The following is an 11,938-nucleotide window of genomic DNA, read 5'->3' as shown; positions in this document are numbered from 1 at the left end:
GTTCGGGGGAGTGGCGCAGTACTTCGTGGTCGGTGGGGCGCTCATGGGGGGTGGGATTTGTGCGTTGATGGCGGTTCGGGTGCCTCGGGGGTGGGGATGGTGGGTTGCTTGGGGTCGGCGGGTCAGGCGGGGGGCTGTTGGGGTTGTGGTGGGTCTGGTGCTGGGGTTTGTCCCTGTCGGGGATCTTCGGGGTGGGCCGGTCACCGGGGTTGAGGCCTGTGGGGGGCGGGAGCCTTTGACGATGCGGGGGGAGTTGGGGTTTCTGTGTAATGCGCGGCGCTATTTTCCGGCCGTTCCCGATGACCAGCTTCTCGCTTATGGGCGGGAGCAGTGTGCGGCTTATCCGGATCGCCGGGTGGACCTCTCGCTGATCGCCGCCATCTGTCCGCCGGCGGCACGGCAGTGGGACCGGCGGCTTGCCGCCGAGCAGGCGGATATCGATCGGTCGAACGCGGCGAATCAGGCGGCGTGTGACCGGGCCAGGCATCGGCCGCTGATCAAGACCGTCGGTGTCGCTCGGGACATGGTGTGGTCGGAGATCGGGCTGACGGCGTATGAGGATCACGAGGCGTCGTCGGGGGAGCCTCCTGTTCTTCAGCACGCCTTGGTGGGGAGCGCGACCGGGTATCTGGTGATCGGGACCAGTGCGGAGGCGCAGATCTGCCTGACGGGGGAGACCTACCGGCGCCGGCCGCCCGTCGAGGTCGAGGGGTGGGACAGGGTGGTCGAGGTCGGCTATGAGAGTCCTACGGGGGACTTCGTGATCGTGGCCCCGATGTCGGGGCCGGGGGCGGTGCCCGATCTGGCCTTCCTGGGCAAGGGGCATTACCGGGTGCGGGTGCACTATCGCGAGCCTGTGTGGGACCAGGACCTTCCGCAGCACATCCTGGTCATGGTGTTTCCGGGGGCGAGCAAGCGCGTGATCGTTCACAAGGGCTGACTGCCCCGGCACGTCGACGTGCAACAAGAGGTTGCATCTGAAGAGGTGCTCGCGGTAGTCTTTCGCAACCAAAGGTTGCGAAAGGTTGGGTGGGATGGAGTACGGATCCATTGAGCGCGACATCCATGTCGAGGCTTCGCCTGAGGTGGTGTTCGAGGTGGTCAGCAGGCCGGAGCACATGCGGGAGTGGTGGCCGGACGACGCGCGGTTCGAGGCGGTCGCGGGGGCGCCTGGGGAGCTTGTGTGGCGGGACGGGGAGAGCGGCGAGACGACGACGGTCGCGCTGGCCGTGGTCGAGGTCGTGCCTCCGAAAAGGTTCTCCTTCCGGTGGTGTTTCTCGGAGCCTGATCGGGGTGGGGACTCGTTGCTCGTGACCTTCGATCTGGTGCCGGACGGGGAGGGGACGCGGGTCCGGATGACGGAGACCGGGTTCCGGGAGATGGGGTGGGAGGTCGCGGTCCTGGAGGAGCAGTACCGGGAGCACGCGAGTGCGTGGGAGCACTACGTTCCCGCGCTCGGCACGTACGTCGCGCGGCTGGTCTCCGCCTCGTGAGTGCGGCGGCCGATGACGATTTGTGGTCGGCGATCGGGGATCCCGTCCGGCGCACGATGATCGATCTTCTGCTGGCCGGGGGGCCGGGTACGGCGACGTCACTGAGTGAGCGGCTGCCCGTCACTCGCCAGGCCGTCTCGAAACATTTGGCCGTACTGGACCGGGTGGGGCTGGTGCACTCCGCGCCGGCGGGGCGTGAGCGCCGCTACCACGTGGACGAGGCGCAGCTCGCCCGGGCCGCCGCCCAGTTGGCGGCGGTGGGGGCCACCTGGGACGCCAGGCTCCGGCGGATCAAGCGGATCGCCGAGGCGATCGAACGCGATCGCGACAACAACCAAGATCGCGGCAACAACCAAGGAGGATGAGAAATGGTGGATATTTTGCATCGGGTCGGGGTCGTCGCTCCGCTCGACGACGTCTACCGGGCGGTGGCGACCCCGGAGGGCATCGCCGGCTGGTGGACGGCCGACACGGTGGGCAAGAGCGAGGTCGGCGGGCAGTTGGTCCTGCGGTTCGGCGAGGTCGGCGGCTTCGACATGGAGGTCCTGGAGCTCGATCCGTCCGGCAGCGTGCGGTGGCGGGTCACCGACGGGCCGGAGGAGTGGATCGGTACCGAGGTCGGCTGGCGCTTCGACCAGCGCGCCGAGTACACGATCGTCCTGTTCGAGCACGTGGGGTGGCGTGAGCCGGTGGAGTTCATGCATCACTGCAGCACGAAGTGGGCGATGTTCCTGATGAGCCTCAAGGAGTTCGTGGAGTCGGGACGCGGCAGGCCCGCGCCGGACGACGTCAGGATCAGTGACTGGCATTGAGCCTCGGCGGCCACGGGCTGATCGGTGCTTGTGAGGGCGGCGCCCCGGGTCCCTGCGGGGCCCGGGGCGGCCGGCTGCCGATGGTCTCGGTGGGGTTATGCGAACTGGCCGGGCTGGTAGTCGCCGGCGGGCTGCTGCACGATGACGTTCACGCGGTTGAAGGCGTTGATGAGGGCGATGAGGAACACCAGGGACGCGAGTTGGTCCTCGTCGTAGTGCTTGGCGGCGTTCGCCCACACTTCGTCGGTCACGCCGGTGGCCGCGTCGGCGATGCGGGTGCCCTGCTCGGTCAGCTCCAGGGCGGCGCGTTCGGCCTCGGTGAAGACCTTGGCTTCTCGCCAGACCGCGACCAGGTTGAGGCGCGTCTGGGTCTCCCCGGCGTGTGCGGCCTCCTTGGTGTGCATGTCGGTGCAGAAGGCACAGCCGTTGATCTGGCTGGCGCGGATCTTCACCAGTTCCTGTGTCGCGGCCGGGAGTCCTGAGTCCGAGATCGTTTTGTTCGCCGAGACGATGTGCTTCAAGATCTTGGTGGCGTGCTGGTTGCCGAAGAGGTTCAGCCGGGCATCCATGGGGAGCTCCTACTCGCCGATGCTGGTGGTTACACCTCTCTGACTGGACAGCTCGGCGAGATGTGACAGGGACGAGTGTGATCTGCGTCTCTCCCCGTGTGGCCGGGGTGTCGGCGGCCTCCGCCGGCGCGGGGGGGCTACTTGGCGGTGGGGGAGAGGTTCAGGCGCATGCCTTTGAGAGAGCCGGGCTTCTTGCTCAGCGCCGCTGCTATCTGGCGGAGCTCGGTGGCGGCGGGCGAGTCGGGGTCGGTGAGGACCAGGGGCTTGCCGTTGTCGCCGCCCTCGCGGAGGCGGAGGTCGATGGGGACCTGGCCGAGCAACGGGACGCGGGTGCCGAGGATGCGGGTGAGGCCGTCGGCCACGGACTGGCCGCCGCCCTCGCCGAACACCGGGATGCGTTCGTCGCAGTGGGGGCAGGGGAGCCAGGCCATGTTCTCGATGACGCCGGCGACCTGCTGGTGGGTCTGGGAGGCGATGGAGCCGGCGCGTTCGGCGACCTCGGCCGCGGCCTGCTGGGGGGTGGTGACGACGAGGATCTCGGCGGTGGGCATGCGCTGGGCCACCGAGATGGCGATGTCGCCGGTGCCGGGGGGGAGGTCCATGAGCAGGACGTCCAGGTCGCCCCAGAAGACGTCGGCGAGGAACTGGTGGAGGGCACGGTCGAGCATGGGGCCGCGCCAGACCACCGGGTTGTTGCCGGGGGGCTTGAACATGCCGACCGAGATGACTTTGATGTCATGCGCCACGGGGGGCATGATCATGTCCTCGACCTTGGTGGGACGGTCGTCCACGCCCAGCATGCGGGGCACCGAGTGGCCGTAGATGTCGGCGTCCACCACGCCGACCTTGAGGCCGTTCGCCGTCATGGCCGCCGCGAGGTTGACGGTGACGGAGGACTTGCCGACGCCGCCCTTGCCGCTCGCGACCGCGAAGACGCGGGTCAGGGAGCCGGGTTTGGCGAAGGGGATCTCCTTCTCGGGGCCGCGGTTGCCGCGCAGCCGGGTCTGGAGGTTCTTGCGCTGCTCGGTGCTCATCACGTCCAGGTCGACGTGCACGCGGGTGACGCCTTCGACCTTGGCGACGGCGTTGGTGACGTCGCGGGTGATGGTGTCGCGCATGGGACAGCCGGCGACGGTGAGGTACACGCCGACCCGCACCACCCCGTCGGGGGAGATATCGACGCTCTTGACCATGTCAAGGTCGGTGATCGGCCGGCGGATCTCCGGGTCGTTGACCGTCGCCAGAGCGGCCGTCACCAGTTCTGGGGTGGGTGCCATGGATCCATGCTACGAACCCAGGGCCGATTGGACGAACCGTGGTCTCCCTGTGGACACCCAAGACAAGCCAACGCGAAAGCTACCGGTCCTGGGCGCCGCGCCCGCGCAGCTCCTCGACCATGTGCTCCAGCTCGTCCCTGATGTACTCGCGGGTCGCCAGCTCGCCGAGGGCGTGCCGCAGCCCGGCGATCTCGCGGGTGAGGTACTCGACCTCCGCCTGGTTGCGCTCGGACGCCAGCCGGTCGCGTTCGGCCTGCACCCGGTCCCGGTCGGCCTGCCGGTTCTGCGCGAGCAGGATCAGCGGCGCGGCGTACGAGGCCTGCAGGGAAAGGATCAGCGTGAGGAAGATGAAGGGGTAGGGGTCCCACACGAGGTGATCGGGTGCCAGCCAATTCCACGACACCCAGATCACGATAAATCCGGTCATGTAGACCAGGAATCTGGCGGTGCCGAGGAACCGGGCGAACCGCTCGGACAGCCGCCCGAACGCCTCGGGGTCGTAGTGGGGCCGGATGCGGCGTAGCTCCCGCGGCTGGTCCAGCCGGTTAACCACCACCGCGCACCTCCGGCCCGGCGTGGCCGGTCGTCTCGCCCTCGGGGGGCTGCCCGTCGTGTTCGCGCCAGTCCTCGGGCAGCAGGTGGTCGAGCACGTCGTCCACCGTGACCGCCCCGACCAGCCGGCCGTTCTCGTCGACCACGGGCGCCGCGACAAGATTGTACGTGGCCAGGTAATACGTCACCTGACGGAGCGGCAGCTCCGGGCGGATCGGGTCGATGCTGGTGTCGATCGCCCCGCCCAGCAGTGAGGACGGCGGCTCGCGCAGCAGACGCTGGAAGTGCGCGACGCCGAGGAACTTGCCGGTCGGCGTCTCGGCCGGTGGCCGGGTGACGTACACGACGGCGGCGACCGCGGGGGTGAGGTCCTGCCGCCGGAGCTCGGCGAGCGCCTCGGCGATGGTGGCGTGCGGCGGCATGACGATCGGCTCACTGGTCATCATGCCGCCCGCGGTGTTCTCGGGGTAGGTGAGCAGCCGGCGCACCGGGTCCGCCTCGTCGGGCTTCATGCGGGCCAGCATCGCCTCGGCCTGCGCGGGCGGCAGGTCCTGCAGCAGGTCGGCGGCGTCGTCGGGGTCCATCGCGCCGAGCACGTCGGCCGCGCGGTCGCCGTCCAGCTTGCTGAGGATGCCGATCTGGTCGCGTTCCGGCAGTTCCTCCAGCACGTCGGCGAGCCGTTCGTCGTCCAGGGCGGCGGCGACCTCGGCCCGCCGTTTGTCCGGCAGGTGACGCAGGGCGTTGGCGAGGTCGGCGGGCCGGGTCTCCTCGAAGGCGGCGAGCAGGTTCGCGGCCCCCTGGTCGCCCTGCACGGCCGCGAAGCCCTGGACGTCGGCCCAGTCGACCACCAGCGTCTCGCCGCGCCGCCGCAGGCCACGACCGGCGCGCCGCACCGCGACCTTGGTGATCAGCCATTCGCCGGTCCTGGTGCGTTCCATGGCGACGTCGAGCACGGTCATGCGTTCACCGCCGGCCTCGACGGCGAGGTCCAGCATCTCGCCGATGACCAGGGTCTCGACGGCGCGTTTCTCGAAGCGCCGCATGTTGAGGGTGCCGGTGAAGACGACCGCGTCGGCCTCGATGCCCCGCACCCGGGTGATCGAAAGGAAGACCCGGCGGCGCGGCATCACCTCCACGACGAGGCCGTGCACACGCGGCGGGTCGTTGGGCCGCATGGCCACCACCACGTCACGGACCCGGCCGATGCGGTCCCCGGCGGGATCGAACACCGCGGTCCCCGCCAGCCGGGCGATGAAGATCCTCACCTTTGGAAGCCTACGAGCAGGGAGCGGGGTGCGCGCTACGGGGCCGCCTAAAAGCCATCTCAATCAGTCTGTGTCTCGTCCCGCGGAAGCCGGGTTGCCGCTCTCGAAGCGTCTGTGACAGCATCAAAAAGCATGAACGGTAATTACGACCGGAGAATGGGCGCGCGGGGCGCCGCACTCGTGGCGGCGGTCGTCTCGGCGTGGTGCTTCGGCTTCTCCGGGTCCGCGGCGAAGTTCGTGGGCGCGGCCGGCCTGACCCCGTTGCAGGCGGTGTGGGTACGCATGGCGGGCGCCGCGGTGCTGCTCGCCGTGGTTCTCGCCGTGGTCCGCCCGGGCGCGCTGCGCATCCCCCGGGGACGGGGTCCGTTCTTCGCCGCCTACGCGCTGATCGCGGTGGCGGGTGTGCAGGCGCTGTTCTTCCTGGCCATCACCCGGCTGCCGGTCGGCGTCGTGCTGCTGCTGGAGTACAGCTCACCGGTCCTGGTGGTGGTGTGGGTGCGGTCCGTCCGGCGGATACGCCTGCCGCGCGCCGCCTACGCGGGGGCGGCGACGGTCGTGGCCGGCCTGTGCGTGGTCGTGGAGGTGTGGCGAGGGCTGGCCCTGGACGGCGTCGGGCTGGCGCTCGGGCTGGTCGCCGCGGCGTGCTGCGCCGGATATTTCCTGATGAGTGATGGGTACGCGTCCGACGTCCACCCCCTCGGCCTGATCGCCTGGGGCCTCGCCGGCGCCGCGCTCGTGCTCACCCCGCTCGCCGCCCCCTGGGACCTCCCGTGGTCGGCGTTCGGCGGCGCGGTCACCGTGTCCGGCCACACGTTCCCCGCGGTGGCCGCCGCGCTCGTGCTGATCGGCGTCGCCACCGTGCTGGCGTACGGCACGGGTGTGTACGCGGTGCGGCACCTGTCGGCGGCCATCGGGGCCACGTTCGCGTCCCTGGAGGTGGTCACCGGCTCGCTGATCGCGTGGTTCCTGCTCGGGGAACACCTCGGCGTGCCGCAGATCGCGGGCGGCGCCGTCGTGCTGGCGGGCGCGCTGCTCGCTCAGTCGGCCACGTCGGGTGTCAGCCGCACCACCGAGGACTCCGCGGCCCAGCGGGCGGCGAGGCCCGGCGAGTCGACGGCGTTGAGCCGCTCCTTCGCCAGCAGGGCCAGCGCCCCGGCCGCCGAGGGCGACGCCTGATCGACCACCTCGGCGTCGGCGTCGAACGCGACGAGGCGGGCGCCGTTGTCCTTGCTGCGCAGGGTCACCCGCACCCGCGACGCGTCCACCAGGCCGGGCAGGGGCTGCTCGCCGCCCCCGGTCACGACGTAGATGGCGCCCTCGTGCCAGACGTGCCAGGCCGCGAGGTCCCGGCCGCCCACCGTGATCCACAGGATGCCCGACTTGCGGGCGCCCTCCTCGATCAGTGCAAGGCTCACACAGAGCACTGTACGACGGCGAAGGCCCCCGCCGGGGTCCCCGGCCGGGGCCTTCGCCGGAATCGTCAGCGCCCGGACAGCTTCCAGGCGGCGGGCAGCAGCCCCGCGGCGACCAGCACCTTGACGGTGTCCCCGATCAGGAACGGCGTGACCCCCGCGGCGATGGCGGCGGCCAGGTCCATGCCGGTGGCGACCATCAGCCACGGCACGCCGACCACGTAGATCAGCAGGGTGCCGAAGGTCATCGTCGCGACGGTGCGCAGCGGCGTGCGGTCACCCCCCTGGCTCGCCAGGGCGCCGGTCACCGAGGCGGCCAGCACGAAGCCCACGACGTACCCGAGCGTCGCGTTGCCGCCGGACGGCGCGAACCACGGCACGCCGAGCTGCCCCACCAGCAAGTACAGCGCCATGCCCAGGAAAGCCCGGGGCAGGCCGAGCGCCGCGCCGCCGAGCAGCACCGCGAAGGTCTGCAGGGTGAACGGCACCGGGGTGCCGGGCAGCGGGAGGGCCACCTGGGCGGCGACGCCGGTCAGGCCCGCGAAACCGGCCACCAGGACGACGTCCCTGACCAGCTTGCCGGGAATGAGGTCGGACAGGACGGCCGGTCTGGCCGCCGCGTGCGCATTGCTCATCGTTCATCTCTTCTCTACGCAAGTTCCAGGGTTCCATTGTCATGACATCTACCGACATATCCCTGCTACGTCCGCGCCAAGAACCGGGCGTGGGCTTTGTGACGCCCCCACAGCCCGGCCCCGCCCGCGTGAGGGGTTACGGTGATCGCATGCGTTCCCGTCGTTCCTGCCTCGCGGTGCCCGGCAGCAACCCCCGCTTCCTGGAGAAGGCGCAGGGCCTGCCCGCCGACGAGGTCTTCCTCGACCTGGAGGACTCCGTCGCGGCCGGCGCCAAGGAGCAGGCGAGGAAGAACGTCGTCGCGGCGCTGCGTGACGGCGACTGGACCGGCCGCACCCGCGTGGTGCGGGTCAACGACCTGTCCACCGCGTGGACCTACCGCGACGTGATCGAGGTGGTCGAGGGCGCCGGGGACCGGCTGGACTGCCTGATGCTGCCCAAGGTCGAGGACGCCCGGCAGGTCTCGTGGCTGGACACGCTGCTCACCCAGATCGAGCGGGCCAACGGCCTGCCCGTCGGCCGCATCGGTGTCGAGGCGCAGATCGAGAGCGCACGCGGGCTGGTCGAGGTGGACGCCATCGCCGCCGCGTCGCCGCGCCTGGAGACGCTGGTGTTCGGGCCCGCCGACTTCATGGCGTCCATCAACATGAAGACCCTCGTGGTGGGCCGGCAGCCGCCCGGGTACACCGAGGGCGACGCCTACCACTACGTGCTGATGCGCATCCTGATGGCCGCACGCGCGTACGGGCTGCAGGCCATCGACGGGCCGTACCTGCAGATCAGGGACCTCGACGGGTTCGCCGAGGTGGCCCGCAGGTCGGCGGCGCTGGGCTACGACGGCAAGTGGGTGCTGCACCCGTCCCAGATCGACGCGGCCAACGAGGTGTACTCACCCGGCCAGGACGACTACGACCACGCCGAGCGCATCCTCGAGGCGTACGAGCGGGCCACCACGGTGGACGGCCGGGGCGCGGTGATGCTCGGCGACGAGATGATCGACGAGGCGTCCCGCAAGATGGCGCTGGTCGTGGCGGCCAAGGGCCGGGCGGCGGGCATGCGGCGCACCCCGCCGTCCTGACCTCGCGTCACAGCGTTATGCCGAACGTCGTGAAGAACCAGAAGGACGACGTCAGCCAGAGCCCGACGAGCGCGGTGAACACCGCCCCGCCGAGGACCGGGAGCACCCAGCCGGGCAGGTCCCGCTTGGGCAGGCACAACATCTTGGCGACGAACACGCCGTAGAAGAACGTGCCGAGCAGGGAGTGGATCATCACCCGGGGCACGTCGAACTGCGCGCCGAGGGCGTACAGGCAGTGGAACGCGATCGGGACCGACAGCAGGAACGCGACGCGGCCGGACCACCGGTGCAGCCCGCCGATCCAGGACGGCCCCCGCACGCCCGGGATCTTCCCGTACATCACCAGCGCCGAGGCGACCTGCACGACGGCGAGCAGCAGCGTGCCGGTGGTGAGCCAGGACTTCATGGCCTGCGCGCCGGAGAAGCCGGCCAGGCCGACGGCGTAGCCCGTGGGGGTGTGGGCGCGGCCGTACACGCCGAGCGCGACGGCGACCAGGCTGCCGACGAGGAGCGGCACCAGGTACGGCGCCGCGTGGGTCTTCTGGGCGGCCGGCTGCGGCTGAGGGATGGTCATGGTGATCCTCAGAGTTCGTCGATGAAGGCGTCGGTGTCCCGCGGCACGAGCTTCACGCCGCGTACGGTGACCGGGGAGCCGGGGGTGAGGGCCGGCGCGGGGGACGGCGTGCCCGCGATGTCCACCAGGCCGACCTGGCGGCCGTCGGGGAGCCTGATCCAGCCGCCGACGACCCGGGCGCCCCGCACGACGGCACTCGCGCGGTACAGGCCGGACGGCTTCTTGACCCGCGGGGCCGCGAAGCGCCAGCTCGCGTCACCGACCTGCACGCGGCCCTCGGCCCCGCCGCCGCCGAGCGCCGCGGTGATCAGGGCGTTGTTCTTGCCGGTCAGCGTGACGGTGTTGTCCTTGGCTGTGCCCTTCAGCCAGGCCTCGATGCGGCCGTCACAGAAGTAGGCGATGGCCTTGCCGTTCTTGATCGAGAGCGCGACCAGGCCGCCGTTGCGCTGGGCGACGCCCGCGTACTCGGCGCGCTTGGGGGTGGGGTCGGCCTCGGCGGTCGCCGTGGGCTCGGGGCTCGGGGCGGGTGGCGTCGCAGGCTGGGACGTGGGGGGCGGGACGGAGGCGGCGGTGGGTTCGGTCGCCGGGGTGGTGCCCACGCTGAGGGCGGCGAGGGCGACCGTGAACATCACTCCCGCGGCCAGCGTGTGGAAGGGCCCTAGCCGTTTCATGATCTGCTCCTGGGAGAATCGGACGATGCCTTTGCAGCGTGCGGCCGTTTCACGCCGGCGTCTATGAAGAAATGCGCACAGCGGACGGTGTTCTTACCGGCGCGGCTCACCGCTCAGGTGGGGAGAATGACGGACATGCACGAACCGTCACACGGGCCTCAGCCGCAGCAGCCGTGGAAGCCCCCGGGGGAGGGGCAGGGGCGGCCTCCGGCGTATCCGGGGTACGGCCCTGGACAGCCGCCCGCGTACGGGACGCCGGCGCCAGGCCCGGCGCCGTGGGGAGGCGCGCCCGCGCCTGCGCCGTGGACCGTCCCGGTGCCGAGCGGCACGCGGTACGACCATCTCGGGCGCACGCCGTGGCACCGGTGGTGGCGGCCGGTGCTCGGGACGGTGATCGTCGCCGCGGCGTACCTGCTGATCAGTGTCGTCGTGATCACGATCGGGGCGGTGGTGGCCCAGATCGCCGGCGTGCCGGTGGTGATGTCGGAGCAGCGGCTGTTCGGCGACCCGGTGTTCGAGCTGGCCGTGGCGTTGCTGTCCATCACGCTGGTGCTGCCGGTGGTGTTCGGCGTGGCGTGGCTGCAGCGGCGCAGGCCCGGCACGTTGTCGTCGGTGGGCGGGCGGCTGCGGTGGAAGTGGCTGCTGATGTGCTCAGGGGTGGCGCTGGTGGCGATGATCCTCGGGCAGGTCGCGATGATGCTCACGTTCGGGCTGAGCGGCGAGGGGCTGGAGGGCATGTTCGGCTGGGTGGGGTGGGAGCGGTTCCTGCCCGCGCTGGTGGTGGTCCTGCTGCTGGTGCCGTTCCAGGCGGCGGCCGAGGAGTACATGTTCCGGGGGTGGCTGCTCCAGGCGTTCGGGACGTTCTTCACGACGCCCTGGCCGGGGATCGTGATCGGGGCGGCGGCGTTCACGTTGCTGCACGCCTACACCGACTGGGGCATTCTCGACGTGTTCGGCTTCGGGGTGCTGATGGGGTGGCTGGCGGTGCGCACCGGGGGGCTGGAGGCGCCGATCGCGCTGCACGTGCTGAACAACGTCGTGAGCTTCCTGCCGGCGGCGGCTTCCGGGGACCTCGGGGAGGCGCTGAAACAGGGGGCGGTGCCGTGGCAGTCGGTCACGGGGACGGTCGTTCAGTTGGCTGTGTTCGCGGTTGGGGTGCTGATAATCGCCCAAAAGCGGGCAATTCCGACGCTCTCTAGATAAATCTGACTAGAGAGGTCTCGCCAGAAAGGCCCTCGGCGTGTTGCCCTGGAAGGTGTACGGGCCGGCGGTCGGCCCCAGGGAGGTGCACGCTGTCGGCGAGGGCGAGGCGGCTCGGTCGTGTGATCAACGGGCACGGGTGGGTATCGGTACGATCACAGCGGATCTGTGGCCGACACACCGGATGCGCGGAGGTTCGGTGGAACGGTCCCGAATCACGGCTATCAAACTGGGTTAGGCTGCCGACGAGGAGGTGCTGAGCGTGGCCTCGGGCCCCCACGACCCGCTCTCGTCACGATGGTCGCCGGACGATTCCGCCGACCACCACCACACGACACCCCACCCCGGCCCTCACCCGCCCCAAACCCCCCCACCGACCCTCCACCACACCCCACCCGCCCC

At 70.6% G+C, this 11,938-nt stretch carries 14 protein-coding genes; 7 read left to right on the top strand and 7 right to left on the bottom strand.

What is annotated here, in order from left to right:
* The first annotated feature begins 241 nt into the window (after window positions 1-241).
* The 4 genes from ABGB17_RS38530 (at window position 242) to ABGB17_RS38515 (ending at window position 2,305) form a co-directional block, all read left to right on the top strand.
* Window positions 242-940, top strand: a complete 699-nt coding sequence (locus ABGB17_RS38530; RefSeq protein ID WP_347639298.1) for a hypothetical protein — start codon at window positions 242-244, stop codon at window positions 938-940.
* Window positions 941-1,034: 94 nt separating this feature from the next.
* The gene (locus ABGB17_RS38525) at window positions 1,035-1,493 is read left to right on the top strand and encodes an SRPBCC domain-containing protein (RefSeq protein ID WP_347639296.1); all 459 of its coding nucleotides are present in this window, start codon (window positions 1,035-1,037) and stop codon (window positions 1,491-1,493) included.
* Window positions 1,490-1,858, top strand: coding sequence for a metalloregulator ArsR/SmtB family transcription factor (locus ABGB17_RS38520; protein ID WP_347639294.1), 369 nt, complete (start codon window positions 1,490-1,492; stop codon window positions 1,856-1,858). Before ABGB17_RS38525 ends, ABGB17_RS38520 begins: the two co-directional genes overlap by 4 nt.
* 3 nt (window positions 1,859-1,861) lie before the next feature.
* Window positions 1,862-2,305 (top strand): SRPBCC domain-containing protein, encoded by a 444-nt coding sequence (locus ABGB17_RS38515; RefSeq protein ID WP_347639292.1) that lies wholly within the window; start codon window positions 1,862-1,864, stop codon window positions 2,303-2,305.
* A gap of 95 nt (window positions 2,306-2,400) precedes the next feature.
* On the opposite strand, the gene ABGB17_RS38510 is transcribed toward ABGB17_RS38515, so the two are convergent.
* From ABGB17_RS38510 to ABGB17_RS38495, 4 genes are all read right to left on the bottom strand, one after another.
* On the bottom strand, window positions 2,401-2,874 hold the full coding sequence (locus tag ABGB17_RS38510) for a carboxymuconolactone decarboxylase family protein (protein WP_347639290.1): 474 nt from the start codon (window positions 2,872-2,874) through the stop codon (window positions 2,401-2,403).
* Between the two features lie 137 nt (window positions 2,875-3,011).
* The gene (locus tag ABGB17_RS38505) at window positions 3,012-4,151 is read right to left on the bottom strand and encodes an Mrp/NBP35 family ATP-binding protein (RefSeq protein ID WP_347639288.1); all 1,140 of its coding nucleotides are present in this window, start codon (window positions 4,149-4,151) and stop codon (window positions 3,012-3,014) included.
* Between the two features lie 79 nt (window positions 4,152-4,230).
* Window positions 4,231-4,704 carry a DUF1003 domain-containing protein gene (locus ABGB17_RS38500; RefSeq protein WP_347639286.1) on the bottom strand — a complete coding sequence of 158 codons (474 nt, stop codon included), beginning with the start codon at window positions 4,702-4,704 and terminating at the stop codon, window positions 4,231-4,233.
* A complete protein-coding gene (locus ABGB17_RS38495; protein ID WP_347639284.1) occupies window positions 4,697-5,968 on the bottom strand; it encodes a CBS domain-containing protein in 1,272 nt (423 codons plus the stop codon). The genes ABGB17_RS38500 and ABGB17_RS38495 overlap by 8 nt, the downstream gene beginning before the upstream one ends.
* Window positions 5,969-6,100: 132 nt before the next feature.
* Here ABGB17_RS38495 and ABGB17_RS38490 point away from each other — a divergent pair, with 132 nt between their 5' ends.
* Entirely contained in the window at window positions 6,101-7,144 is a 1,044-nt protein-coding gene (locus ABGB17_RS38490) for an EamA family transporter (RefSeq protein WP_347639282.1), read from the top strand.
* Window positions 7,145-7,448: 304 nt separating this feature from the next.
* Here ABGB17_RS38490 and ABGB17_RS38485 read toward each other — a convergent pair whose 3' ends face one another.
* Window positions 7,449-8,015 (bottom strand): biotin transporter BioY, encoded by a 567-nt coding sequence (locus ABGB17_RS38485; RefSeq protein ID WP_347639280.1) that lies wholly within the window; start codon window positions 8,013-8,015, stop codon window positions 7,449-7,451.
* A gap of 149 nt (window positions 8,016-8,164) precedes the next feature.
* Here ABGB17_RS38485 and ABGB17_RS38480 point away from each other — a divergent pair, with 149 nt between their 5' ends.
* Window positions 8,165-9,091 (top strand): CoA ester lyase, encoded by a 927-nt coding sequence (locus ABGB17_RS38480; RefSeq protein ID WP_347639277.1) that lies wholly within the window; start codon window positions 8,165-8,167, stop codon window positions 9,089-9,091.
* Between the two features lie 7 nt (window positions 9,092-9,098).
* Here ABGB17_RS38480 and ABGB17_RS38475 read toward each other — a convergent pair whose 3' ends face one another.
* On the bottom strand, window positions 9,099-9,665 hold the full coding sequence (locus ABGB17_RS38475; RefSeq protein ID WP_347639275.1) for a DUF6529 family protein: 567 nt from the start codon (window positions 9,663-9,665) through the stop codon (window positions 9,099-9,101).
* Window positions 9,666-9,673: 8 nt separating this feature from the next.
* Complete coding sequence (locus ABGB17_RS38470; RefSeq protein WP_347639273.1) at window positions 9,674-10,336, bottom strand: hypothetical protein; 663 nt, start codon at window positions 10,334-10,336, stop codon at window positions 9,674-9,676.
* A gap of 315 nt (window positions 10,337-10,651) precedes the next feature.
* On the opposite strand from ABGB17_RS38470, the gene ABGB17_RS38465 reads away from it, so the two are divergent.
* Window positions 10,652-11,539, top strand: a complete 888-nt coding sequence (locus tag ABGB17_RS38465) for a type II CAAX endopeptidase family protein (RefSeq protein WP_347639271.1) — start codon at window positions 10,652-10,654, stop codon at window positions 11,537-11,539.
* Window positions 11,540-11,938: the final 399 nt, after the last annotated feature.

It is taken from the genome of Sphaerisporangium sp. B11E5, from assembly GCF_039871875.1.
Taxonomy (GTDB): Bacteria; Actinomycetota; Actinomycetes; order Streptosporangiales; family Streptosporangiaceae; genus Sphaerisporangium.
Note: the sequence above shows the minus strand (reverse complement) of the source record. Positions and strands in the feature narration are given on the sequence as shown.